Source organism: Anaeromyxobacter dehalogenans 2CP-1, from assembly GCF_000022145.1.
In the GTDB taxonomy this organism is placed as follows: Bacteria; Myxococcota; Myxococcia; order Myxococcales; family Anaeromyxobacteraceae; genus Anaeromyxobacter; species Anaeromyxobacter dehalogenans.
This window is the reverse complement of the sequence record NC_011891.1, coordinates 2,069,569-2,093,585: the sequence shown is the minus strand read 5'-3', so window position 1 is coordinate 2,093,585 and position 24,017 is coordinate 2,069,569. Positions and strand designations below refer to the sequence as shown.

The 24,017-nt window shown below is 74.8% G+C and carries 16 protein-coding genes; 7 read left to right on the top strand and 9 right to left on the bottom strand.

Translation table 11 applies throughout. The features are described from left to right. Positions 1-5 precede the first annotated feature (5 nt). From A2CP1_RS09365 to A2CP1_RS09355, 3 genes are read right to left on the bottom strand one after another with little or no spacing between them, the layout of a single operon-like run. Positions 6-842 (bottom strand): DNA-formamidopyrimidine glycosylase family protein, encoded by an 837-nt coding sequence (locus A2CP1_RS09365; protein ID WP_012633127.1) that lies wholly within the window; start codon positions 840-842, stop codon positions 6-8. Continuing rightward, positions 842-5,452: an Lhr family helicase gene (locus tag A2CP1_RS09360; protein ID WP_012633126.1), complete on the bottom strand. Its 4,611-nt coding sequence runs from the start codon at positions 5,450-5,452 to the stop codon at positions 842-844. The genes A2CP1_RS09365 and A2CP1_RS09360 overlap by 1 nt, the downstream gene beginning before the upstream one ends. A 9-nt stretch (positions 5,453-5,461) precedes the next feature. Beyond that, on the bottom strand, positions 5,462-6,010 hold the full coding sequence (locus A2CP1_RS09355) for a hypothetical protein (RefSeq protein ID WP_012633125.1): 549 nt from the start codon (positions 6,008-6,010) through the stop codon (positions 5,462-5,464). A gap of 228 nt (positions 6,011-6,238) precedes the next feature. Between A2CP1_RS09355 and A2CP1_RS09350 the strand changes: the two genes are divergently transcribed. The 6 genes from A2CP1_RS09350 (at position 6,239) to A2CP1_RS09325 (ending at position 13,531) form a co-directional block, all read left to right on the top strand. Continuing rightward, entirely contained in the window at positions 6,239-7,438 is a 1,200-nt protein-coding gene (locus tag A2CP1_RS09350) for a glycine C-acetyltransferase (RefSeq protein ID WP_012633124.1), read from the top strand. A 20-nt stretch (positions 7,439-7,458) separates the two neighbouring features. Beyond that, complete coding sequence (tdh, locus tag A2CP1_RS09345; RefSeq protein ID WP_012633123.1) at positions 7,459-8,496, top strand: L-threonine 3-dehydrogenase; 1,038 nt, start codon at positions 7,459-7,461, stop codon at positions 8,494-8,496. 507 nt (positions 8,497-9,003) lie between these two features. After that, positions 9,004-10,551, top strand: a complete 1,548-nt coding sequence (locus tag A2CP1_RS09340; protein WP_012633122.1) for an FAD-dependent oxidoreductase — start codon at positions 9,004-9,006, stop codon at positions 10,549-10,551. Positions 10,552-10,624: 73 nt separating this feature from the next. Continuing rightward, on the top strand, positions 10,625-11,290 hold the full coding sequence (locus A2CP1_RS09335) for a cytochrome c3 family protein (protein WP_012633121.1): 666 nt from the start codon (positions 10,625-10,627) through the stop codon (positions 11,288-11,290). 31 nt (positions 11,291-11,321) lie between these two features. Next, the gene (locus tag A2CP1_RS09330) at positions 11,322-12,503 is read left to right on the top strand and encodes a hypothetical protein (protein WP_012633120.1); all 1,182 of its coding nucleotides are present in this window, start codon (positions 11,322-11,324) and stop codon (positions 12,501-12,503) included. 176 nt (positions 12,504-12,679) lie between these two features. After that, positions 12,680-13,531, top strand: a complete 852-nt coding sequence (locus A2CP1_RS09325; RefSeq protein ID WP_012633119.1) for a phosphatase PAP2 family protein — start codon at positions 12,680-12,682, stop codon at positions 13,529-13,531. Between the two features lie 168 nt (positions 13,532-13,699). Here A2CP1_RS09325 and A2CP1_RS09320 read toward each other — a convergent pair whose 3' ends face one another. The 6 genes from A2CP1_RS09320 to A2CP1_RS09295 all read right to left on the bottom strand — a co-directional run bounded on the left by A2CP1_RS09320 (position 13,700) and on the right by A2CP1_RS09295 (position 22,651). Continuing rightward, positions 13,700-15,022, bottom strand: coding sequence for a dicarboxylate/amino acid:cation symporter (locus A2CP1_RS09320; protein ID WP_012633118.1), 1,323 nt, complete (start codon positions 15,020-15,022; stop codon positions 13,700-13,702). A 335-nt stretch (positions 15,023-15,357) separates the two neighbouring features. Continuing rightward, on the bottom strand, positions 15,358-16,767 hold the full coding sequence (locus tag A2CP1_RS09315) for a sigma-54-dependent transcriptional regulator (RefSeq protein ID WP_012633117.1): 1,410 nt from the start codon (positions 16,765-16,767) through the stop codon (positions 15,358-15,360). Further along, positions 16,764-18,500 carry a transporter substrate-binding domain-containing protein gene (locus A2CP1_RS09310; protein WP_012633116.1) on the bottom strand — a complete coding sequence of 579 codons (1,737 nt, stop codon included), beginning with the start codon at positions 18,498-18,500 and terminating at the stop codon, positions 16,764-16,766. Before A2CP1_RS09310 ends, A2CP1_RS09315 begins: the two co-directional genes overlap by 4 nt. Positions 18,501-19,057: 557 nt before the next feature. Further along, a complete protein-coding gene (locus A2CP1_RS09305; RefSeq protein WP_012633115.1) occupies positions 19,058-20,875 on the bottom strand; it encodes a cytochrome c biogenesis protein in 1,818 nt (605 codons plus the stop codon). After that, positions 20,872-22,050 carry a cytochrome c biogenesis ResB family protein gene (locus A2CP1_RS09300; RefSeq protein ID WP_012633114.1) on the bottom strand — a complete coding sequence of 393 codons (1,179 nt, stop codon included), beginning with the start codon at positions 22,048-22,050 and terminating at the stop codon, positions 20,872-20,874. The genes A2CP1_RS09305 and A2CP1_RS09300 overlap by 4 nt, the downstream gene beginning before the upstream one ends. After that, on the bottom strand, positions 22,037-22,651 hold the full coding sequence (locus A2CP1_RS09295; RefSeq protein WP_012633113.1) for a hypothetical protein: 615 nt from the start codon (positions 22,649-22,651) through the stop codon (positions 22,037-22,039). Before A2CP1_RS09295 ends, A2CP1_RS09300 begins: the two co-directional genes overlap by 14 nt. A gap of 378 nt (positions 22,652-23,029) precedes the next feature. On the opposite strand from A2CP1_RS09295, the gene A2CP1_RS09290 reads away from it, so the two are divergent. Continuing rightward, on the top strand, positions 23,030-23,977 hold the full coding sequence (locus A2CP1_RS09290) for a cation diffusion facilitator family transporter (RefSeq protein WP_012633112.1): 948 nt from the start codon (positions 23,030-23,032) through the stop codon (positions 23,975-23,977). Positions 23,978-24,017: the final 40 nt, after the last annotated feature.

Below are 24,017 nucleotides of genomic sequence, written 5' to 3'. Positions count from 1 at the left end.
CCGCGCTACGCCGGCCCCGGCTGGCACCGCGGACACCACCAGGTGCCCTGGGCGTGCGGGCCCTGGCGCGCGAACGCGATGGGCGCGCCGCACCGGCGGCACGGGCGCCCGCCCCGGCCGTACACCCAGGTCCGCTCCCGCGGGTTCATGCGGCGGGTGGTGCGCCGTCCGCCGCGCCAGGTCTCCACCCCACCCGGCCCGGGCGGCGGCACGTTCTCGCCGATCAGCCGCCGCGCCGTCGCGATCACCGCCCGGAGCTCGCCGTCGTCGAGGTCCTCGACCCGCCGGAACGGGCTCACCCCGGCCACGAACAGGATCTCCGACTTGAGCTCGTTCCCGGCGCCGGCGAGCGCCGCCTGGTCCACCAGCGCGTCCGCCACCGCGAGCCCCCCGCGCGCCCGCAGCCGCCGCTCCGCCTCGGCCGCGTCGAACGCGGGGGAGAGCAGGTCGGGCCCGAGGCGTGACAGGGCCCGGTGGCGCCCCAGGTCCGCCGCGCGGAGCCACTCCGCGACCGGGAGATCGAACGCCACCGCCACCGCGTCCGGCACCTCCAGCAGCACGCGCATCGCCGAGGCCGGGCGCCGCCAGGGGGCGCCGGGCCGGTACAGGTGCCAGCTCCCGTTCATGCGCAAGTGCGTGCGGAGCACCAGGCCGCCGGAGAGGTGGAGGAGCAGGTGCTTGCCGACGGCCTCGGCCCGCTCCACGGTCCGGCCGACCACCGGCGCGTCGGCGGCCACGCGTGCCAGCCGGGGCAGCACGGTCTCGAAGCGGACCACCGGCTTGCCGGCGAGCGCGCGGTGCAGGGCGCGCGCGGCCCGGGCCAGCGTGTCGCCCTCCGGCATCAGGCCAGCCCGGCGCCGGACGGGAGCGTGAGCGCGCCGGCGGCGCGGCGCGGGAGCTGCAGCGCGGTCCCCGCCGGCGAGAACCCGGCCTGCACCAGGAAGCCGGCCAGCGGGTGCTCCGCCGCGGCGGCCCCGTTCACCTCCTCGAGCAAGGCGCCCTCCCCGCGCGCGAGCGCGTCGCGGGCCAGCCCCGCGAGCGCGGCCGCCACCGCCTCGCCCACCCGCGAGCGGTCCGGCTCGTCCTCGGGCAGCCACGCCAGCATCTGGCGCAGCCCGCGGGCGACCCAGGCGCCGGGCGCGCCGTCCACCAGCACCACCTGGGCGCCGACCGCGCGCGCCGGGCGCTTGCCGTCCGGCGCGCCCGGCACCGGCGGCCACTCCACCAGCGCGCCCCAGGCGTTGGCCGGATCGGCCGCCGCCAGCGTCACCACCTCCGGCGCCTCGCCCGGCTCGCGCGACGCGCGCAGGAGGTCGAGCGCGCCCGGCTGCGCGAACTGCATCGCGCCCACCCCGGCCACGAAGTACCCGCGGCGGATGCGCCCGGACTCCTCCAGGTGGCGGAGCACGTCGTAGACCGCGCCGAAGCCGCCCGGCAGCGCCTCGGCGGCGGCCACGCCGCGGGTGACCACGCCGTAGCGGGCGAGGAGCTGCTGCGCCACCGCCGCGCTCCACTGCGTCGGGGTGGGCCGGGGACGGCCGCCGGCGTCGCGGCGCGCCTCCACCAGCGTCCAGCGCCCGCCCGCGCCGGGCGGCGCGGAGAGCCGCGAGCGGTACCCGGCCGCCGACGCGCGCCGGGCGGTGCGGCGGGCCCGCTCGCGATCGCGCCGCGGCGCGGCCCGCGCGGCGCGGGCCCGGAGCACCTGGAACGTGTCGTTCGTCACCAGGCCGCGCCACACCAGCGCCCAGATCGCGTCCACCGTCTGCTGCGCGAAGCCGCCGCCCGCCGCCTCGTGCAGCTCCGGGAAGAAGCAGGCCCCGCGGCGCGCCAGGTGCTCGAGGACGCGCCGCTCGCGCGCGTCCTCCGGCGGCTCGGCGGGGCGCGCCGGCGGGAGCAGCGCGGGCAGCGCGTCGGCGAGGAACAGCGCCACCCGCCCGTCGCGCTCGCCCAGCGGCTCGAGGCCCACCCAGGTGACCTCGCCGCCCGCCGCGAGCGCGTCGAGATCGCCGGGCAGGTAGCCCTCCACCCGCGCCGGCAGGATCTCGCTCTCCAGCAGCGACGCGGGGAGCGGCGCGCCCTGGAGCTTCTCGACCGCGTCCAGCACCGCGTCGAGCCCCGCGGTCCGCCGGGTGATCCCGTGCCAGCCGAGCAGCGTCCGACCGAGCACGCGCGGCTCGACCGGCTCGATCTCCTCGCGGAGCTTCGCCAGCGAGCGGCGCCGCAGCGTCCGGAGCACGTCCGGGTCGCACCACTCGCGCTCCGCCCCGTGCGGCCGGAACGCGCCCTCCAGCAGCCGGCCCGCGCGCCCGAGCCGCTCCAGCACCCGCTCCGCCGCGGCCCGGGCCAGGCCGAGCCGCGCCGCCAGCTCGCCCGCGGTGAACGGCGCGTGGCGCCGCGCGTACCGCGCCACCAGCCCGTCCAGCGCGTCCGGCACCGGGGCGAGCAGCGCCTCGGGCACGCCGGGCGGCAGCGGGACCCCGAGGCCGTCGCGGTAGCGGGCCGCGTCCTCCACCGCCACGAACCGCTCCTCGCCGCCGACGCGGAGCGCCACCGCGCGCCGCTCCGCCACCAGCCGGTCGAGGCTCGCCGCGACCTCCGGGCTGGCCGCGCGGCGCCCCACCTCGGCCCGGGTGAGATCGCCGAGGCGGAGCAGCATGTCCGCGAGGCCGTCGGCGCTGCGCACCCGCAGCTCGGGCGGCAGGAGCTGCAGCCGCGCCTCCAGGTCGGCGAGCGCGTCCGCGTCGAGCAGCTCGCGCAGCTCCGCCTCGCCCAGCAGCTCGCGGAGCTGCGCCTGGTCGATGGCGAGCGCCTGCGCGCGGCGCTCCGCCAGCGGCGCGTCGCCGTCGTAGATGAAGCTCGCCACGAAGCCGAACAGGAGCGACCCGGCGAACGGCGAGGGCACCCGCGTGTCGGCGACCGCCTGGCGCACCCTCCCCGCCTTCAGGTCGCGCATCAGCTCCACCAGCGCCGGGATGTCGAACACGTCGCGCAGGCACTCGCGGTACGCCTCGAGGAGCAGCGGGAACTGCGCGAAGCGGGACGCCACCGCGAGCAGGTCGGCGGCGCGCTTGCGCTGCTGCCACAGCGGGGTCCGCTGACCGGGGCGGCGGCGCGGCAGGAGCAGCGCGCGCGCGGAGGCCTCGCGGAAGCGGGCGGCGAACAGCGCGGTGGCCCCGAGCTGCTCCACCACCAGCGCCTCGACCTCCTCCGGCTCCGGGAACAGGAAGTCCACCTCGGGCGGCTGGTCGGTCTCGGGGAGCCGCAGCGCGAAGCCGTCGTTGGTCCAGAGCGTCTCCGGGTCGGCGCCGAGCCGATCGCGGGCGCGCCGGGCCGCCGCCATGCACCACGGCACGAGCACCGCGCTGCCGAACGGCGCGAGCACGCACACGCGCCAGTCGCCCAGCTCGTCGCGGCAGCGCTCCACCAGCACGGTCCGGTCGTCCGGCACCGCCCCGGCCGCCTGCTGCTGGTCCTCCAGGTAGCGGACCAGGTTCTCCGCCGCGCGCGCGTCGAGGCCGTGGCGGGCCCGCAGCCGCTCCAGCGCCGCCGCGCGCGGCACGCCGCGCAGCTCCCGCACCAGCCGCCCGATGCGCCGCCCCAGCTCCACCGGCCGCGCGGCCGCGTCGCCGTGCCAGAACGGCATCTTGCCGGGCTCGCCCGGCGCCGGCGACACCAGCACGCGGTCGTGCGTGATCTCCTCGACGCGCCAGGTGGAGGCACCCAGGGTGAACGTCTCGCCCACGGCGGTCTCGAAGACCATCTCCTCGTCCAGCTCGCCCACCCGCGCCTGGCCCTTGGCGCCGCCCAGCAGGTACACGCCGTAGAGCCCGCGGTCGGGGATGGTCCCGCCGCTCACCACCGCCACCCGCCGCGCGCCCTCGCGCGCGCGGAGCACGCCGCGCACCCGGTCCCAGGTGACGCGGGGGCGCAGCTCGGCCAGCTCCTCCGACGGGTAGCGGCCGGAGAGCAGGTCGAGCACGCCCTCCAGGATCCCGCGCGGCAGCTCGGCGAACGGCGCGGCGCCGCGCAGCGCGGCGTGGAGGTCGTCCACCCGCCAGTCGTCGAGCGAGACCATGGCCACGATCTGCTGCGCCAGGACGTCGAGCGGGTTTCGCAGGTAGCGGGTCGCCTCGACGTCCCCCTCCTGCATGGCCTCGGTCAGCGCGGCGCACGCCACCAGGTCGCCGCGGTACTTCGGGAACAGCACCCCGGCGCTGGGCGCGCCCACCTGGTGGCCGGCGCGCCCGATGCGCTGCAGGCCGCTCGCGACCGAGGGCGGCGCCTCGATCTGGACCACCAGGTCCACCGAGCCCATGTCGATGCCCAGCTCGAGCGAGGAGGTGGCCACCAGGCCGCGCACCCGGCCGGCCTTGAGGTTGTCCTCGATGGCGATGCGCTGCGGGCGGGCGATGGAGCCGTGGTGCGCCTGCACCAGCGTCTCGCCGGCCAGCTCGTTCAGCGCGCCCGCGAGCCGCTCGGCCACCCGCCGGCTGTTCACGAACAGCAAGGTGGTGCGGTGCGCCTTCACCAGCTCGAGCAGCCGCGGGTGGATGGCGGTCCAGATCGAGGCGCGCGGCGGCGCCTGCGAGGCGTCGCCGCCGGGCAGGTCGAGCGGCTCGCCGAGCCGCGCCATGTCCTCGACCGGCACCTCCACCGTGAGCTCGAGGGGCTTGCGCGATCCGGCGTCGACCACCGTCACCGGGCGCCAGGCCGGGCGGGCGGCCCGGTCGCGCAGCTCGCCCAGCGCGCCCTCGGCCTCGCCGGCCGCCGCGGGCGCGGCGGGGACGGCGCCGCCCAGGAAGCGCGCCACCTCGTCGAGCGGGCGCTGCGTGGCCGAGAGCCCGATGCGCTGCAGCGGCCGCCCGGCGAGCTGCTCGAGCCGCTCCAGCGACAGCGCCAGGTGCGCGCCGCGCTTCGAGGGGACGAGCGCGTGGATCTCGTCCACGATCACCGTCTCGACGGTGCGCAGCCCCTCGCGCGCCGCCTGCGTCAGCAGGAGGTAGAGCGACTCCGGGGTGGTGATGAGGATGTCGGCCGGATCGCGCGCGAAGCGGGCCCGCTCCGACGCGGGCGTGTCGCCGGTGCGCACCGCCACGGTGGGGATCCGGTGCGCGTCGCCGCGCGCGGCGGCCACCTGCGCGATGCCGGCGAGCGGCGCGCGCAGGTTGCGCTCCACGTCCACCGCGAGCGCCTTCAGCGGCGACACGTACACGACGCGCAGCCGCTCCCGGCGCGCCGGCTCGGGCGAGAACATGAGCCGGTCGATGCAGGAGAGGAACGCGGCCAGCGTCTTGCCGCTGCCGGTGGGCGCGAGCAGGAGCGTGCGCTCGCCCCGGTGGATGGGCGGCCAGCCGAGCGCCTGCGCGCGGGTCGGCGCCTGGAAGGCGCGCTCGAACCAGGCCCGCACCGCGGGGTGGAACGGCACCGCCGCCGGTCCCGGGGATCGCGCCATCCCCCGAGTCTAACGGAGGGGCCGGACGGCCGCCCCCGGCGAGCCGGCCGCGAGCGCCAGCGCGCCGGCGCGCACGCGCACCGTCACCTCCACCGAGGCGACCCGCGCCCCGGCGCGCAGCCCGCCGGGCTCCGCCTCCACCCGCGCCCCGGGCTCGCCGCCGCGCCCGCCGCCGCCGCCGGCCAGGCCGCGGATGACGCTCCCCGCGATCCAGGCCGCGCCGCCGGCGCGGGGCGCGGCCTCGAGCTCGGGCTCCGCCGCGGCCACCGCCACGAGCTCGACCGCCGCGCGGCCGCCGACCTGCTGCGCGCGGGCGACCTGGTCGCGCGCGGACACCACCTGCAACCGGCGCGGCGCGCGCCGCGGGGGCGCCCTGCGCGGCAGCAGGCCCTTTCCGGCCCGGGCCAGGTTCGCCTCGCGCAGCGTGGGCGGCGCGGGCGCCGGCGCGGCGGGCTGGGCCACGGGAGGACCGCCCGGCGCGGCGGAGGACGGCGGTTCGGCCGGCGGCGGCGCGACGGCCGCCAGCGAGAGGAGGAGCGCGGCGAGCGACGGGGACATCGGACCTGCCCATCCACGGCGCGGAGAGGCGCGCCGTCGATACCGGCGGCGCGAGGGGGCGCCGTCCGCTCGACGTTGCGTCGCCGGGCGGCGGGGCGCCACGCCCCGCGCCCGGCCCGCGGCGCCCGCACGGCCTGCGACGCGGCGCGGCGTCCCCCTCCGGACGGGCGGCGCACCCGCGCACGGCGGGTTAGAAAGGGGGCGCCCCGCACCCGAGGACGCGCCCCCATGAACCCAGCCTTCACCGACCACCTGCGCACCCAGCTCGACCGCCTCCAGGCGGAGGGGCTGTTCAAGCGCGAGCGCGTCATCACCAGCCGCCAGGGCCCCTGGGTCGAGGCCGACGGCCGCCGGGTGGTGAACCTGTGCGCGAACAACTACCTCGGCCTGGCCGGACGGCAGGAGCTAGTGGACGCCGCGGTGGCGGCGCTGCCTCGCTGGGGCTTCGGGATGTCCTCGGTGCGGTTCATCTGCGGCACCCAGGACGTCCACAAGGAGCTGGAGCAGCGGCTGGCGCGCTTCCTGGGCTTCGAGGACGCCATCCTGTTCTCGTCCTGCTTCGACGCGAACGGCGGCGTGTTCGAGGCGCTGCTCGGCGAGGAGGACGCGGTCGTCTCCGACGCGCTCAACCACGCCTCCATCATCGACGGCATCCGGCTCTGCAAGGCCCGGCGCCACCGCTACGCGAACGGCGACATGGCCGACCTCGCCGCGCAGCTCGCCGCCGCCGACGCGGCCGGCGCGCGCTTCAAGCTGGTGGTCACCGACGGCGTCTTCTCCATGGACGGGTACCTCGCCAACCTGCCCGCCATCTGCGACCTGGCCGGGCGGCACGGCGCGATGGTGATGGTGGACGACAGCCACGCGGTGGGCTTCATCGGCGAGCACGGCCGCGGCACCCACGAGCACCACCGGGTGATGGGCCGGGTCGACCTCGTCACCGGGACGCTCGGGAAGGCGCTGGGCGGCGCGTCGGGCGGCTACGTGGCCGGCTCGCGCGAGGTGGTGGAGTGGCTCCGCCAGAAGGCGCGCCCCTACCTGTTCTCGAACACGCTCGCGCCGGTGATCGCCGCCACCAGCATCGCGGTGCTCGACCTGCTGGAGTCCGGCGACGCCCTGCGGCGGCAGCTCCGCGAGAACGCCCGCCACTTCCGCGCCGAGCTGACCCGGCTCGGCTTCGAGCTGCTGCCGGGCGAGCACCCCATCATCCCGGTGATGCTCCACGAGGCGCCGCTGGCGCAGGAGATGGCCCGCCGGCTGCTCGACGAGGGCGTCTACGTCACCGGCTTCTTCTTCCCGGTGGTGCCGAAGGGGCAGGCCCGCATCCGCACGCAGATGAGCGCGGCGCACTCGCGCGAGGACCTCGACCACGCCGTGGCGGCGTTCGAGAAGGTCGGCCGCGCGCTGGGCGTCATCCAGGGACGTTGACCGAGAGGAAACATCACGCGATGAAGGCACTCGTCAAGGCGAAGCGCGAGGAAGGCATCTGGATGCAGCACGACGTGCCGGTCCCCGAGGTCGGGGTCCACGACGTGATGATCCGGGTCACGAAGAGCGCCATCTGCGGCACCGACGTGCACATCTACAACTGGGACGAGTGGAGCCAGAAGACCGTCCCGGTGCCCATGGTGGTGGGGCACGAGTACGTGGGCCGGGTGGAGAAGGTCGGGGCCGAGGTGGAGGCGTTCCGGCCCGGCGAGCGGGTGAGCGGCGAGGGCCACGTCACCTGCGGCTTCTGCCGCAACTGCCGCGCCGGCCGCCGGCACCTCTGCCGGCACACGGTGGGCGTGGGCGTGAACCGGCCCGGATCCTTCGCCGAGTACGTGGTGATCCCGGCCGACAACGTCTACCGCATCCCGGACGACATCCCCGACGACATCGCCGCCATCTTCGACCCGTTCGGCAACGCCACGCACACCGCGCTCTCGTTCGACCTGGTGGGCGAGGACGTGCTCGTCACCGGCGCCGGGCCCATCGGCGTCATGGCGGCCGCCATCGCGCGGCACGTGGGCGCGCGGCACGTGGTCGTCACCGACGTGAACGACTACCGGCTCGACCTGGCCCGCCGGATGGGCGCGTCGCGGGCGGTGAACGTGGCGAAGGAGGACCTGCGCGCGGTCATGTCCGAGCTGGGCATGCGCGAGGGCTTCGACGTGGGGCTGGAGATGAGCGGGAACGGCCGCGCCTTCCGCCAGCTCCTCGAGGTCATGAACCACGGCGGCAAGGTCGCCCTGCTCGGCATCATGGCCGGGCCGGAGCCGATCGACTGGAGCCAGGTGGTGTTCAAGGGGCTCCAGCTCAAGGGCGTGTACGGCCGGGAGATGTACGAGACCTGGTACAAGATGGTCGCGATGCTGCAGAGCGGGCTCGACCTCACCGCGGTCGTCACGCACCGCTTCTCCATCGACGACTTCCAGCAGGGCTTCGACGTCATGCGCAGCGGGCGCTCCGGCAAGGTGGTCCTGGACTGGGGCGCCGCGCGCTGACCGCTTCACCGACCGTGATCTGACACCGCGCGTGCGGCGCGCCCGCGCCGCGCGGCAACAAGCCGCGCGCCGGTCGCACCCGCACGCGGGGTGCGACGCCGCGAGGACTGCGCCCGGATCCCCACCGGACCGGTCCACTTTCGTCCCCGCCGTGCCCTGCGCGAACGTCGCACGCGCAGCGCGTGCGGGCTGCCCGGACCCGGGCCGATCGGGCGCGACCGGGCATGCGGACCGGTGGAATCCACATCCTGCGGACCGGCGCGGCCAGCGCGCTCACGGCCCGCGCCACGCGGGCCGGCGGCGGCGCGGCGCACCCCGCGCCCCGGCGCACGGTGCGGCCCGTCCGCGCGCGCGAACGAACCGCGCTCCGTCGCGCACCGCGTGCGCCGCGCGGGGGTGGCGCCGACCCATTGCCGCCACCCCGCCCCGGTCGAACGCTGGCTCCCGCAACGCCGCGCCCAGACCGGAGCGCGGCTCATCCGCCCCCCGGCGGAGAGGAGAAGCCAGATGAGCGACCAGCAGCAGAAGAGCGGAATCGGACGTCGCGCGATGCTCAAGGCCACGGCGGTGGCCGCGGGCACGGGCCTCGCGCTCGACCTCTTCGGCGGGAAGGCCGAGGCAGCCGAGCCACGCGCGAAGCGGCCGCTGCCGAAGAAGTGGGACGAGACCTGGGACGTGGTGGTGGTGGGCTCCGGCTTCGCCGGCCTGGCCGCCGCGGCCGAGGCCGCCAAGGCCGGCGCCAAGGTGACGGTGCTCGAGAAGATGCCGGTGTACGGCGGCAACTCGATCATCAACGGCGGCGAGTACAACGCCTGGACCGACGAGCTGCACCTGCGCGAGAAGCTGAAGCTCCCCGACGACTCGAAGGACCTCCACGGCAGCGACACGCTGAAGGGCGGCGACTACTACGGCGACCCGAAGCTGGTCGAGATCCTCTGCCGCGAGTCGCCGAAGGCGCTCGACTGGATGATCGACGAGGGCGGGCTGCAGCTCCGCGAGATCCTGAACCGCACCGGCGGCCACACCGCCTACCGGACCCACACCTGCAAGGAGGGCGTCGGGCGCGGCTACACCGAGGCCGAGCGCAAGATCGCCGAGAAGGCCGGCGTGAAGGTCCGCCTCAACCACGAGATCACCTGGATCTGGCGCGCCGACGTGGACGGGCCGGTGCTGGGCGTGGAGGTGAAGGCCCGCGGGAAGAAGCTCCAGGTCAAGGTCAACCGCGGGCTGGTGCTCGCGTCCGGCGGCTTCAGCCGCGACGTGAAGATGCGCATGGCGTTCAACCCGAGCCTGGTGGCGAGCTACAACTGCACCAACCACCCGGGCGCCACCGGCGAGACCATCCGCTTCGCGCAGGCCGTCGGCGCGGACACGCTGCACCTCGGGTTCATCCAGCTCTACCCGTACGCCGAGCCGGACACCGGCATCCTCGACGCGCCGGCCGTCTACCCGTTCCGTGGCCCGGGCTACGGCATCCTGTACGTGGACAAGAAGGGCAAGCGCTTCGTGAACGAGCTGGAGCGCCGTGACGTGGTCTCGCGCGCCGAGATCAACACAGGCATGAAGCCGACCTACTCCATCTTCAACGCGAAGATGGCGCCGCTCATGGGCGGGACCAAGGAGGAGATCGACGCCGGCATCTCCAAGGGCCGCTTCGTGAAGGCCGACACCATCGACGAGCTGGCCGGGAAGCTCGGCCTGCCCGCCGACACGCTCCGCGAGACGGTCGCCACGCACAACCGGTACATCCGGGAGAAGAAGGACCCGGACTTCGCCAAGCCCATCACCGACCGCATGCTGCCGCTCGAGGAGGGGCCGTTCTACGGGATCGCGCAGTGGCCCGCGGTGCACCACACCATGGGCGGCCTGCGCATCGACGAGCAGGCGCGCGTGATCGACATCTGGGGCAACCCCATCCCGAAGTTCTTCGCCGCCGGCGAGGTCACCGGCGGCATCCACGGCGCGAACCGCCTCGGCGGCAACGCCGGCCCGGACGCGGTCGTGTTCGGGCGCATCGCCGGCCGCAGCGCGGCGGGCGCCAGCCCGGCCGCCTAGGCCGGCCCGCGGACGCCCGGCGCCGGTCCCGCTCGCCGGCCCGGGCGCCCGCCCTTCCCTCACGGAGCCATCCATGAACGCCCTCGTCGCGCTCGCCGCGCTGGCGCTCGTCGCCGCCGCGCCCCCTCGCCCCTCCGCCCACGCCGGCAGCTGCAAGCAGTGTCACCCCTCGTGGACCGTGCTGCCGAAGGACCACCCGCCGGTGAAGGGCACCACGCTCGCCGCCTGCCTCGGCTGCCACAAGCCCGCCGCCGACGCGAAGCCGGACGCGTTCTCGGCCCGCCTGCACCGCGCCCACCGCGCGCCCGACGCCGACTGCACCGTCTGCCACACGCTCTCCCGCGGGCGCTTCGGCCTGGCCGGCGGGAAGCAGCCGATCGGCAAGCTCGCCGAGGGCGACGCGCCGCTGCGCCGGGCCGCGGCCTCCTGGGCCGGGTCGGCGCTGCTCGACGGCGCCCACGCCCGGGCCGACGTCTCCTGCGCCGGCTGCCACGCCGGCGAGCTCCCAGAGCCGGGCGCGACGGTCGCGAACGACCGCTGCCTCGCGTGCCACGGCCCGGCCGACGCGCTCGCGAAGGCGACCGAGCCGGCCGTGCACCCCGACCGCAACCCGCACCACTCGCACCTCGGGGAGATCGACTGCACCGTCTGCCACCACGCCCACGCCGCCTCGGAGAACTACTGCCTCAACTGCCACCCCAAGTTCGAGATGAAGAAGCTGCCGGGCGCGGAGCGTTGACGCCCGGTCACGCAGCACCGGAGGAGACACCATGATCGACACCGTCATACGGCTCGCGTGCGCCGCCGCGCTCGCGGCCTCCGCGCCGGCCCTCGCGGCCGAGCCGGCCACCGCACCCGAGAAGCCCTCGGTCGCGCTCCACGGGTTCGTGTCCGCCACCGTGTTCGTGCAGGACGCGACCACCGGTCCCTGGAATGGCCAGGGCTCCCTGTTCACCGTGACCGAGCCGCGCACCGACGAGACGTTCCTCGGCGGCGACCTGCGCCAGACCCGGCTCCAGCTCGCCGCCACGGGGCCCGCCATCCTCTCCGGCCGCGCCACGCCGCGCGCGCTGGTCGAGGCCGACTTCTTCGGCGGCAACACCGGCGGCGCGTTCGGCGACGAGTCGGTGGGGCCGCGGCTGCGCCTCGCCTACGCCGAGCTGGTGCTGGGCAACACCACCTTCCAGGTGGGCCAGAACCACGGGCTCATCTTCGCCATGGCGCCGGTGAGCCTCGCGCACGTCGCGTTCCCCGCCAGCTACGCGGCGGGCGGCATCGGCTGGCGCTTCCCCGGCGTGATGGTGTTCCACCGCATCCCGCTCGCCGGCGCCCACGTCCTCGAGCTGGCGGTGAGCGCCACCCGCGGCTCCTGGAGCGACGCGGACGCCGACCTGCCGCTGGGCGTCTCCTACGGCGAGGCGTCCTCGATCCCGCAGGTCGAGGCGCGCGCCATGCTGAGCGGCAAGCCCGCCGACGGCGTCGCCTACTCCGCGTTCCTGGTCGGCCACTACGATCGCAAGGACCTGACCGGCGTGGGCGCCACCGCCCCGGAGGACGGCGTGGACGGCTGGGCCGCCGAGCTGGGCGGCAAGGTGACCGCGGGCCGGCTCCAGCTCGCCGCGAACGGCTGGACGGGCCAGGCGGTCGGCCAGCTCTTCGGCGCCATCGTGCAGTTCGGGGACATCCAGGGCTGGGGTGCCTGGGCGCAGGCGGGATGGTCGTTCACCGACACCGTCTCCGCCCACCTGTTCGCCGGCATGGACGATCCGGACGACGCCGACGTCCGCGAGGCCGGCGCCACGCGCCTCCGCAACGTGTCGGTCGGCGCGCTGACCAAGTACTGCGAGGGGCCCTACACCCTCGGCCTGGAGTACTACCGGTACGAGACCCGGACCATCACCGGAACCCGCACCGCCGACCAGGGGTCCCTGACCGCGATGTACTCCTTCTGACCAGCGGTGAACCCCTCGCAGCCCCGGGCCCCCGGCCGCGTCCCGCTCGCGGCCGGGGGCCCACTCGTCCGGGCGCGTCCGCCCCGCGAAGCAGCCACGGATCGTGAAGGCAGGCCTCGACACGGGACCGCCCGGTGCACAGGCTCGGAGGTGCCCGCCCCCGCGGCGGGTCACCGATGCTCCCCGCCCTGCTCGCGCTCGCCCTCGCCGCCCAGCCCGTCCCCGCCGTCCAGACGGTGCCCGCGGCCCTGCCCTCCCCCGCAGCCATCGCGCCGCCGGTCGCGCCGGACCTGCCGCTCGACGCGCCCGAGGTGCGGCCGCCGGGCGACAGCGTCTACCGCCTGGTCCCCTGGCTCGACGTGCCGCTCACCGCGCTCGCGGCGGGCGTCGCCATCCTTCCGGCGCGCTACCCGTTCAGCTTCATCACCCCGCGCTGTCCGTGCGATCGGGCCGAGGTGAACGGCTTCGACCGCTTCGCGATCGACCTGCACAGCCGCGCCGCCGGGGTGATCAGCGACGTCACCGTGCTCGCCTCGGTGGGCGTGCCGGTGGTGGCGGACGCGTTCTGGGTGGGGAACACGCGGGCGCTCCGCGAGGACCTCATGGTCCTCACCGAGACGCTGGCGCTCAACTCGGCCGCGGTGATGACCGTGAAGTTCGCGGTGCAGCGGCCGCTGCCGGTCACCTACGCCGGGCGCGACGGCCTGGTGAAGCAGGCGCAGGGCTACCGGTCGTTCTACTCCGGGCACACCTCGACGGCGGTCGCGGCGCTCACCGCCGCGTCGTGGACGTACACGCTGCGCCGGGGCCCGGCCGCGTGGCCGTGGCTGGTGACCGCGGCGGTGGGCGCGAGCGTGGGCGCGGAGCGGGTGCTGGCCGGGCGCCACTTCCCCACCGACGTGCTGGTGGGCGCGGCGGCGGGGTTCGGGTTCGGGACGCTGGTCCCGCTGCTCCACGCGCGCGGCGGGCGGCTGCCGGTGGCGCTCGCGCCCATGGGGCGCGGCGTCCAGCTCACCGGCACCTGGTAGCGCCTCCCGGCGCGGCGCGGGCTACTTGCGCACGTGCGCGGGCGCGGGGCGGAGCGCGGTGCGGGCGTCGAGCTCGCAGAGCGCGTTCCAGAGGCGGGCCAGCGTGCGGATGAGGCGGATCATGCTCGGGTTCCTCCGTGGGGTCCGGCGGGGGGGCGACCCGGCGGCTCAGCCGTGCAGCCCGGCACCGGCCGGGACCGCGGGCGGCTCGGGCTCGTTGGCCGGCTCCACCTCCTCCGGCACGGTGCCGGCGAGGACGGCGCGGGCGCGGGCCTGGTCCAGCTCACCCTCCCAGCGCGAAACCGCCACCGACGCGACGCCATTCCCGATGAGGTTGGTGATGGCGCGGGCCTCGGACATGAAGCGGTCCACGCCGAGCAGCAGCGCCAGCCCCGCCACCGGGATGTTGCCCACCGCGGACAGCGTCGCCGCCAGCGTGATGAAGCCGCCGCCCGTCACCGCCGCGGCCCCCTTCGAGGTGAGCAGCAGCACCGCCAGGATCTCCAGCTCCTGCACCAGGGTGACGTGCGTGTTGGTCGCCTGCGCGATGAACAGGGTGGCGAGCGTCAGGTAGATGGACGTGCCGTCCAGGTTGAAGGAGTAGCCCATCGGCACCACCAGCCCGACCACCGGCTTGGAGCAGCCGAGCTTCTCCATCTTCCGCATCATGAGCGGCAGGGCCGACTCGGAGGAGGAGGTGCCGAGCACCACGAAGATCTCCTCCTTGATGTACCGCAGGAACCGGAACAGGCTCAGCCCGCACCAGCGGAGCACCAGCCCCAGCATCAGCACCACGAACAGCGCGCTGGTCGCGTAGAAGCAGGCGATGAGCTTGCCGAGGCTGAGCAGCGTGGCGATGCCGTACTTCCCCACCGTGAACGCCATGGCGCCGAACGCGCCGACCGGGGCGAGGCGCATCACGAACCCGACGATGCGGAACAGCACCAGCGACAGGCCGTCCACGAACTCGAGCACCGGGCGGCCCTTGTCCTTCAGGGCGGCGAGCGCGGCGCCGAACAGCACCGAGAACAGCAGCACCTGGAGGATGTCGCCGCGCGCGAACGCGTCCGCCACGTCGCGCGGGATCACGTTCATGAGGAAGTCCACCGTGCCGTGGGCCTGCGCGCCGTTCGTGTAGGACGCGATGGCCTTGGTGTCGAGCGTGGCCGGGTCCACGTTCATCCCGGCGCCGGGGCGCGCCAGGCGCGCCACCACCAGGCCGATGGCGAGCGCGACGGTGGTGAGCACCTCGAAGTAGAGCAGCCCCTTCAGCCCCACCCGCCCGACCTTGCGCAGGTCGCCCATCTTCGCGATGCCGGTCACCACCGTGGCGAACACGATGGGCGCGATCAGCATCTTCACCAGCTTGATGAACCCGTCGCCGAGCGGCTTCAGCGACGCGCCGGTGGCCGGGAACAGGTGCCCGACCAGCGCACCGAGGACGACCGCCAGGAGCACCTGCAGGTACAGGCTGCGCGCGAGACGCTTCACGTGTCTCTCCTGCCGGGAGCCGCCGCCGCCCGGCGCGGGGTCGAGGCCGGCGGTCGCGCCGCGGGCCGGTCATGTGTGCCGAGGCCCCGCCCCAGAGCACCTTCGGTGCCGGATCGCCCGCGCGCGGAAAGCGGCGTGATCACCCGCCGCTCGCGCAGCGCGTCGCGATCCGAACCAGCATGCCGCGCGTTATCGCGACCGCGCGCCGCAGGGCCCGTGCGGGTGCGGACCGCAGTGATCCCGCGCGTCTGGGCCCTGCCATGCCAGCGGGCATGGACATTCCCGCGGGAATGCCCGTTCGGCGGCGCGGCCGGGCCGCTGCGCGTTCCGCGGGATCAGCGCCGGTAGGACTTCAGGCGCTTCGAGAGCGCGGGCTGCGAGATGCCCACCAGCCGCGCGGCGAGCGTCTGGTTCCCGCCGGAGCGCCGCATCGCCTCCTGCACCAGCAGCTCCAGCGCCTCGTCGAACGTGGGCAGCCGCTCCACCACGCCGAAGGGGTTCTGCCCCTCCTCCGCCGCGGGGTGGGCGCCGTTGCCGTGCCGGCCGATCGCCTCCAGGAACGCGTCCATGGAGAGCACGCGGTCGCGGTGGCGGCTGACCGCGTCGAAGCACATGGCGCGCAGCTCGCGGACGTTGCCGGGGAAGTCGTGCGTCATGAGCAGCTGCGCGAGCTGCTTCGGCGGGGTGGGCTTCTTCTTGCCGAGCTGCCGCGCGGCCTCGCCCAGGAAGTGATCGAGCAGGAGCGGCACGTCCTCGCGGCGCTCCCGGAGCGGCGGCACCCGCACGCGGTGCGTGCGCAGCCGGTAGTACAGGTCCCGCCGGAACATCCCGGCGCGCTCCTTGGCGGCGAGGTCCTGGTGCGTGGCGGCGACCACGCGGACCTTCACCCGCTTCGGCCGGTCGCTCCCGAGCGGGAAGAACTCGCCCTCCTGCAGGAAGCGCAGCAGCTTCACCTGCGACGGCACCGACAGGTCCCCGATCTCGTCGAGGAACAGCGTGCCGTCGGCGGCCTCCTCCACCATGCCGCGCCGCGGCTGCTCGGCGCCGGTGAACGCGCCGCGCACGTGGCCGAACAGCGTGTCGGCGAACACCGCGTCGTCGAGCCCGGCCACGTTCACCGCCACCAGCTTCCCGGGCAGCCCGGAGAGCCGGTGCGCCGCCCCGGCCACCAGCTCCTTGCCGACCCCGCTCTCGCCGGTGACGAGCAGCGGCTGCGGGCTGCGCGCCACCGCCTCCACGTACGAGAACAGCGTCAGCATGGTGCGGTCCTGCGTGACGATGCCGGCGAACGCCTCCGGGTTGCGCAGCTCCCCGGACATGAAGCGCGCGGTCATCTCGCCGTTCTCGCGCTGCAGCTCCTGCATGCGCACGGCGCGCAGGACGCCGGCGACCAGCCGGTCCTCCTCCTCGGTCTTCACGTGGTAGTCGAACGCGCCCAGCTTCATGCAGCGCACGGCGGTCTCGACCTGGTTCATCCCGGAGACCACGATGACCTTCACGTCGGGGTGCTCCACCGAGATGCGGCCGAGCAGGTCCTCGCCGGAGAGGTGGGGCATGGTGAGGTCCAGCAGCACCACGCCCACGTCGTTGCCGTCGAGCACCTCCATCACCCGGCGCGCGTCCTGGCAGGTGAGCAGGTGGGTGATGCCGGCCGCGCGCTCGAGCGTGAGCGAGACCGAGCGCAGCCAGGCGGCCTCGTCGTCCACCGCCAGGATCGCGAACGCGGGATAGAACGACTCGCTCACGCCGCGCCCTCCTCGCGCAGCGCCGGCAGCACCAGCGCCGCGGTGGTGCCGACGCCGGGCTGCGACCCGAACTCGAGCCGGCCGCCGTGCTCCTTCACGATCCCGGCGGACACCGACAGGCCGAGGCCGGTGCCGCCGCTCTCGCGCTTGGTGGTGAAGAACGGGTCGGTGAGGCGCGCCAGGTGCTCGGGCGGGATGCCCACGCCCTCGTCGCGCACCTCGAGCACCACCTCGCCGGCGACGGGATCGTGGCGGATCGAGAGGCGCAGCGCGCGATCGCGGTCGGGGAGCGCCTGGCAGGCGTTCAGGAGCAGGTTCACGATCACCTGCTCGAGCCGGTGCGGGTTGCCGCGCACGCGCGGCAGGCCGGGGGCGAGCGCCAGCTCGAACCGCGAGGTCGCAGCGCGGATGGGCGCCTCGAGCAGGCGGACCGCGGCCCGCGCCGAGGTGCCGAGGTCCATGGGCTCGAGCCGCGGCGCGTCGTCGCGGCGGGCGAAGTCCTTCAGGTCGTCCACGATCCGCTTGATGCGCCGGCCCCCCTCGGCGATCTCGTCGAGCATCTGCGGGATCTCGTCGCGCATCCGCGCGTACGGGACGCCCGCCAGCTTCAGGTCGCGCTCGCGGGCGCGCGCATCGAGCGCCTCCTGCGCGTCGGCGAACGCGGCCTTCAGCGTGGGCACGTTGAGCAGGATGTAGCCGGCCGGGTTGTTGATCTCGTGGGCCACCCCGGACACCAGCACGCCCATGGCCGCCGCCTTCTGCGCCTGCACGAGCTGGTGCTGGTGCTCGCGGAGCGCGGCCACCGCCCGCTCGCGCTCCGCCACCTCGCGCTGCAGCGACGCGGTGCGCTGCGCGACGAGCCGCCGCAGCGACCGGCTCCAGGCGACGCTGGCGCCGAGCAGCACGAGGATGGGCAGCGCGCCGAGCGCCGCGTAGCGCGCCACCGCCTGCCAGCCGATGGGCCGCGGCTCGAGCGGCCCCAGCCAGCGCGCGTGGATGGCGTCGTAGCGCCCGGTCTGCTTCAGGATGGCGAGCCCCTCGTCGAAGCGGGCCAGCAGCTCGCGATCGCCCTTGCGGACCGCGTACCCGTAGCGCTCGGCGCGGACCGGCTCCCCGACCGGCTCGACGTTGCTGAGCCCGAGCTGGCGCTGCAGGTAGATGCCCGGCAGGAGCGCCAGCACCACGCAGTCGTGCTGGCCCGAGGCGAGCAGGCGCAGCGCGTCGGCGGGCGTCTGCGTCCGGATCACCCGCGCCGCCGTGCCGGCCCGCGTGATCTCCTCGTCCATGATCCCGCCGCCGAACACCACCACCTCGCGCCCGGCCAGCGCCTCGATCGAGCGCGGGTGCGGGCCGTCCTTCCGGACGAATATCGCGTGGTGGACGATCGCGTGCGGCGCCGCGAAGTCCAGCCTGCGCGCGCGCTCCTCCGACCACGAGATGCCCTGCAGCACGTCGATGCTGCCGTCCGCCAGCCCCGCCCGGATCCCCGCCCAGTCGCCGAACCGGAATTCGACCGTGAACCCCATCACCTCGCCGATGGCGCGGGTGAGGTCCACGTTGAACCCCGCCGGCTGACCCTTCTCGTCGAGGAACTCGTAGGGCGGGTAGGAGCGGTCGGCCCCGACCACCACCGCGCGTCCCCCCTGCGGCTGCGGCGCGGGCGGGACCGCCCGTGCAACCGGGGCCGCCGCGAGCAGCGCCGCGACGAGCAGGCAAGCCTGGATTCGGCCCATCGGTCGCCACGCTACGACGCGCGCGGCGCCGCGACAAGCGGGGGCCAGGCCGGGATCGCTTGGATCCGGGCGGAGATGCTCGCCGGACGTCGCGTGACTCGAAGCCGGGGGGGCCGTGGGTTCGGGTCCTCTTGTGCGCTCCCGCCCTCGCCCGCTCCCGCGACGTGGAGAAGGAATGCTCGGCGCGGGACTTCGGTCGTAGGACGCGCGCGGGTCGCGCTCGATGCTCCCGGGCGCGCTCGCGAACTCGGCCGCGCGTATCGCTGGCGCGACGCGCGGCCTCAGACACGCTCGCCGCGCACGCCGGCTGGATACGCGCGCGAGAGGTGGCCGCCGCGTGCTGCGCCTGCGCTGACAGTCGCGGTCGCGGGCGAGGGCGTACGCGCTGCGGACGGGGGTCCGTGCGGGCGGCTTCGAGGCACCACGGCGACAAGTTCCTCCGGCGAACGCTCCCCACCAAGGGCCTGGAGGCGGCTCGCGTGGCCGACCGCGAAAGGACGACGGCCCCGCCCCCGAGTGCCGGGAGCGGGGCCGCAAGGGTCCGGCGCCCGGAGCGCCTAGTGCCCCGGCTCCGGCGAAGGCTCCTGCTGCTTGCCGTGCGCGTGCGCGGTCTTCCAGAACTGCGCGGGCAGGAGCGTGAACGCCATGATGGCGACCTGCGAGGCGATGAAGCCGGTGAGCGCCCAGAACGCGCTGTCCATGAAGCCGTAGGAGTGGAGCCCCACGCCCAGCATGTTGACGCCGAACCAGGACAGGCTGGTGATGACGTTGCCGAAGATCGCCATCGCCATGATGCCGCGCTCGCGGACGAACCCGCCCCAGCGCGCGTGCAGGATGATCGCGTTCCACAGCACGATGAGCAGCGCGCCGTTCTCCTTCGGATCCCAGCCCCAGAACCGGCCCCAGGACTGGTCGGCCCAGATGCCGCCCAGCACCGTGCCCAGGAAGCTGAAGAAGAGCGCGAAGCAGATGACGCCGTAGGTCATCCCCATGAGCGCCTTGGTGGTGCCCGGGTCCGGCTTGCGGACGAGGTGCTTGCGGAGCGTGTAGCCGATCGCCATCGCGCCCGCGAGGAACGTGCCGCTGTAGCCGATGGTGATGGTGACGACGTGGGTGGCGAGCCAGAAGTTCGAGTCCAGCACCGCCCGCATCATCTCCATCGTGTCGCCGTCGCCCGAGAGGTGGTGCGCCACGATGAGCGAGGCGAACCCCGAGGCCGCGGCCACGGCCGTCGCGAACCCCTTCCTGTAGATGCGCTCCAGGATGACGCCCAGCACCACCGCGCCCCACCCCACGAACACCGCCGAGGAGTAGAGGTTCGTGACCGGCGGGCGGCCCTGCAGGAGCACGCGCGAGACGAGGCCGAGCGTGTGGATGACGGCGCCCGCCACCAGCAGCCCGTACGCGGCCGGCTGCAGGATCTTCGGCTTCCACAGCCAGGACGCGAACAGCGCCAGCATGGCGAGCACGTACACCACCATGCCCGCGTAGAACGGCTGCGCGCGGTTGAAGACGATCTCGTGGCCCGCCAGGTCGATCGAGCCCGGGCGCGCCGCCGCGTCCGCAGCGGCCACGTCGGCCACCGCGCGGCCGAAGCTGGAGGGATCCTGCGCCATGTACGCGACCGAGAGGCGCGCCCAGCTCGAGAGCGCGTCGCCCGGCTGGCCCGACGCGGCGCCACGCAGCGCCTGGCCCATGTTGAGCCAGTCGTCGCCGGTGGTGCCCGCGGCCGGCGGGATGGGGCGGAAGTACGCGAGCTCCTCGATGGCCTGGTGCCGCTGCTGCGCGCCCGGCGTGCCCGCCGAGGCGACCTCGGCGGCGAGGCCCGGGGAGCCGGCGAGCTGCACGGTGTTCTTCAGCCGGTAGTAGAGGTAGACGCGCTCGAACAGGTTCGCGATGGCCGACTGGAAGCGCGTGCGCTGCTTCGCGTCCACCTGGTGCGCCGCCATGGCCTGCTTCTGGATCTCCTCCAGGTGCGGCACGAGCGCGGTGAACGAGAAGTAGCGGTTCGAGCTCTGGCGCATGCCCATGAGCCCGAGGACCTCGGGGTCGTTGATCACGAACACCGGGTACTTGTCCGCCAGCTCCGGGCGGAACAGGACGTCCAGGATCCACTCGTCGGAGGCGATGGTCCGGCCCTTCTCCGGCCCGTCGCCGTCCGCGTCGTACTTGAAGCTCTGCTGGCCGCGGATCATGAGCAGCGCGTTCCGCGACACCGAGTCCACCGGCTTCACGCGCCCGCCCTCCAGCACCGGCAGGCGGCCGAACGCGTCGGTGTCGAACCCGCGGACCGGGCTCGGCGGGATGACGGCGATGGCCGCGCCGACCACGGCGAGGCCGCCGGCGAGCCAGGGGATCAGCTTCTCGAGCTTCATGAGTGCGCCTCCGCCGCGGCCGCACGGCGCCGCATCGACCTTCTCATCGTGATGGCGAAGTGGACGAGCAGCCCCACCGTGACCAGCACGCAGGAGATGTAAGGCAGGAGCCAGCCCGGGTTCGACACCACCTGCAGGATCGAGAGGGTGTCGCCCTTTCCGAAGCTGGCCTGGTAGAACGCCTTCCCGTCGTAGCGCAGCGGCTGGTTCATGTAGATGAGCACGTCGCGCGACTCGCCCCTGGCCGGGTTGTTGAGGTGCACCAGGCTGGAGAAGTTCTTCGGGATCTCCGTGCCCGGGTACACGTCGTGGGTGAAGTCCTTCAGCGTGAGCGAGTACGGCAGGTAGACCCGCCGCGAGCGCATCGCGAGCTGGTAGGTGCGCCCCTCGTGGACGAACTGCTGCGGGGCGGCGAGCAGCGCCGACACCAGCCAGGTGCCGTAGCTCCGCCCGCCCGCCACCGGCTCGACGAACGCGGCGGTCGCGTTGGGGCGGTCGTCGGTGGTGACCGGGGGCAGCTCGGCCACGCGGATGCTCGCGCCCACCCCGGCGGTGGCGATGGCCGGCGCGTCGTTCGGCGTGCGCATGGCCAGGTCGGCGTTCTTGAGGAAGCGCTTCACCTTGAGCGTGATGGGCGTCCCGGGCACCTGCACCTCGTCGGCGCGGGCGAGCAGCGTCTCGGGGATGCCGTACACCTCGTCCCAGGCCGGGTCGGTGACGTCGATGACCGCCAGCTCGTTCTCGCGGGGGTACTCCACGTAGTTCGCGGTGTGCCCCTCCTCGAACGCGAGCTGCATGTCCTGCTGGAACATGCCGGTCACGAACTCGCCGATGACGAGCAGGATGAGGCCTGCGTGGACGATCCAGAGCCCCGCCTTCTTCCAGGAGAGCTCCAGCCGCTTCAGCTGCGCGGCGATGAGGTTCACCGCCAGCACCGCGCCGGCGAGCGCGCCGCCGGGGAACACCGGCACCGAGAGCACGGTGCCCGGCACGTCCCACCAGACGAGCCAGCTGCGCATGTAGACGTTGACCGCGCCCCAGGTGCCGAGGTGGACCTGCGCCAGCGTGCAGGCCACCACCAGCACCATCAGCGCCGCCATGCAGACGATGGTGAGCTTCAGCGAGGTGAGCACGCCGAGCAGCGCGCGCAGGGGCCGGTTCTCAATTCGCGTCAAGGCGGAGGCTCTCCAGCAGGGAAACGAACTCGGGCTTGCGCGCGCCGACCGCGGACGCGTCGCCGGACATCTTCAGGAACCAGGTGTTCCCCTCGGTGAACGTGAAGCCAGCCACCACGCGAGTCTTCTGCTGGCCCTCGCCGAGGAAGTCGTAGACCGACACGTCGCCGGCGCGGGTCTTCACGTGCTTGCGCGCGGAGGCGAGCGCGGCGTCGTCGAGCGGCGGCAGGCCGATCTGCCCGCGCCACCGGTTCACGTTGGCGAGCTCGCCACCCGCCGGGCCGGGGAGCACGATCACCGTGACCTCCACCTTGCCGCCCGAGGCCGGGGGCGTGATCGTCGCGTAGCGCATCGCGCCGCCCCCGCGGACCTCGTTCCAGCCCTTCGGCAGCGTCCACGCCAGCGCGGACGAGCCGGTCGGCTGCGCCGGCGGCGGCACGTCGCCCGCCATGCCGGGCGCGCCCATCCCGCCGCCCATGCCCGCGGGCATCGCCGCCATGCCGACCGGCTCCTGCGCCGGCGCAGACTTCGGCACGCGGAAGTGGCTCACCGACTCGCGCTGGCAGCCGCTCGCGGCCAGGGCCAGCGCGCCCAGGACCACCCATACGGGTGCGACAGACGACCACGGACGTGCGCCGTCCCGCCTCGCGCCCGGATCAGGTGCTTCGACTCGCATCCATCCCTCGTGTACGGGCGGCCAGCCGCCCTCGAAACCGCAGCGAAGTTGCGCATGCCGCAGCGCTGTGACCGTCCAGCGCGGGCTGCCATTCAACAGCAAGCCCCCGGAACCCTTCCGTACCAGACGGGGCAGGAACCTATCCCTTGAGATGATCGGGATCAAACGGTTCGTCACGCGCTTTCCGGGCCTCCGGTGCGGCCCTTTGTCGCAGGCGGCCGCTCGCCCGCGGGCGCCGCGGACCGCCCGCCCCTTCGCGCTTGCCGCCGGCCGGGCCCGGGCGGACAACTGGCACCGTCCGTCATGACCACGCCCGCCCCCGCCCGCGCCTCCCTGACCCGCTTCGCCTGGCTCTCCATCGCCGCGGCGGTCACCACCATCGGCCTGAAGACCGGCGCGTACCTGCTGACCGGCTCGGTGGGCCTGCTGTCCGACGCGCTCGAGTCGCTGGTGAACCTCGTCGCCGCGATGCTCACGCTGGCGATGCTGGGCGTGGCGGCCCGCCCGCCCGACGAGGAGCACGCGTACGGGTACGGCAAGGCGGAGTACTTCGCGAGCGGCGCGGAGGGGGCGCTCATCCTGCTCGCGGCGGCCGGGATCGCCTGGACGGCGACCGAGCGCCTGCTCTCGCCGCACCCCATCGAGCAGGTGGGGCTGGGCCTCGTCGTCTCGGTGGCGGCGTCGCTGGTGAACTTCGGGGTCGCGCGGGTCCTGCTGCGGGCGGGGCGGCGGCACCACTCGATCGCGCTCGAGGCCGACGCCCACCACCTCATGACCGACGTGTGGACGTCGGCCGGCGTGCTGGGGGCGGTCGGGCTGGTGGCGCTGACCGGCTGGCAGCGGCTCGACCCGCTCATCGCGATCGCGGTGGCCGCGAACATCGTCTGGACCGGCGTGAAGATCATCCGCCGCTCGGCCCTGGGGCTGCTGGACCGCGCGCTCGCGCCCGAGGAGCAGGCGGCGCTCCGCGCCGTGCTCGACCGCCACGCCTGCTCCGAGGTGCAGTTCCACGCGCTCCGGACGCGGCAGGCGGGCTCGCGCCGCTTCGTGACGGTGCACGTGCTCGTCCCCGGCGCCTGGACGGTGGCGCGGGGGCACGCGCTGGTGGACGCGATCGAGCAGGAGGCGCGGGCGGTGCTGCCCAACGCCACCATGGAGACGCACCTCGAGGCCCTCGAGGATCCGGCCGCCTGGCAGGACCAGGAGCTCGACCGGCCGCTGCCGCCGGCCGCGCCGCGCCAGGCACCTTGACGCGGCGCGAACGCCTCGCCATCAGTTGCAGGCCGCCGGG

Coding starts and splice junctions, on each gene's coding strand:
- A2CP1_RS09365 (WP_012633127.1), bottom strand. CDS start 842: ATGCCGGAGGGCGACACGCTGGCCCGGGCCGCGCGCGCCCTGCACCGC.
- A2CP1_RS09360 (WP_012633126.1), bottom strand. CDS start 5,452: ATGGCGCGATCCCCGGGACCGGCGGCGGTGCCGTTCCACCCCGCGGTG.
- A2CP1_RS09355 (WP_012633125.1), bottom strand. CDS start 6,010: ATGTCCCCGTCGCTCGCCGCGCTCCTCCTCTCGCTGGCGGCCGTCGCG.
- A2CP1_RS09350 (WP_012633124.1), top strand. CDS start 6,239: ATGAACCCAGCCTTCACCGACCACCTGCGCACCCAGCTCGACCGCCTC.
- tdh (WP_012633123.1), top strand. CDS start 7,459: ATGAAGGCACTCGTCAAGGCGAAGCGCGAGGAAGGCATCTGGATGCAG.
- A2CP1_RS09340 (WP_012633122.1), top strand. CDS start 9,004: ATGAGCGACCAGCAGCAGAAGAGCGGAATCGGACGTCGCGCGATGCTC.
- A2CP1_RS09335 (WP_012633121.1), top strand. CDS start 10,625: ATGAACGCCCTCGTCGCGCTCGCCGCGCTGGCGCTCGTCGCCGCCGCG.
- A2CP1_RS09330 (WP_012633120.1), top strand. CDS start 11,322: ATGATCGACACCGTCATACGGCTCGCGTGCGCCGCCGCGCTCGCGGCC.
- A2CP1_RS09325 (WP_012633119.1), top strand. CDS start 12,680: ATGCTCCCCGCCCTGCTCGCGCTCGCCCTCGCCGCCCAGCCCGTCCCC.
- A2CP1_RS09310 (WP_012633116.1), bottom strand. CDS start 18,500: ATGGGCCGAATCCAGGCTTGCCTGCTCGTCGCGGCGCTGCTCGCGGCG.
- A2CP1_RS09305 (WP_012633115.1), bottom strand. CDS start 20,875: ATGAAGCTCGAGAAGCTGATCCCCTGGCTCGCCGGCGGCCTCGCCGTG.
- A2CP1_RS09290 (WP_012633112.1), top strand. CDS start 23,030: ATGACCACGCCCGCCCCCGCCCGCGCCTCCCTGACCCGCTTCGCCTGG.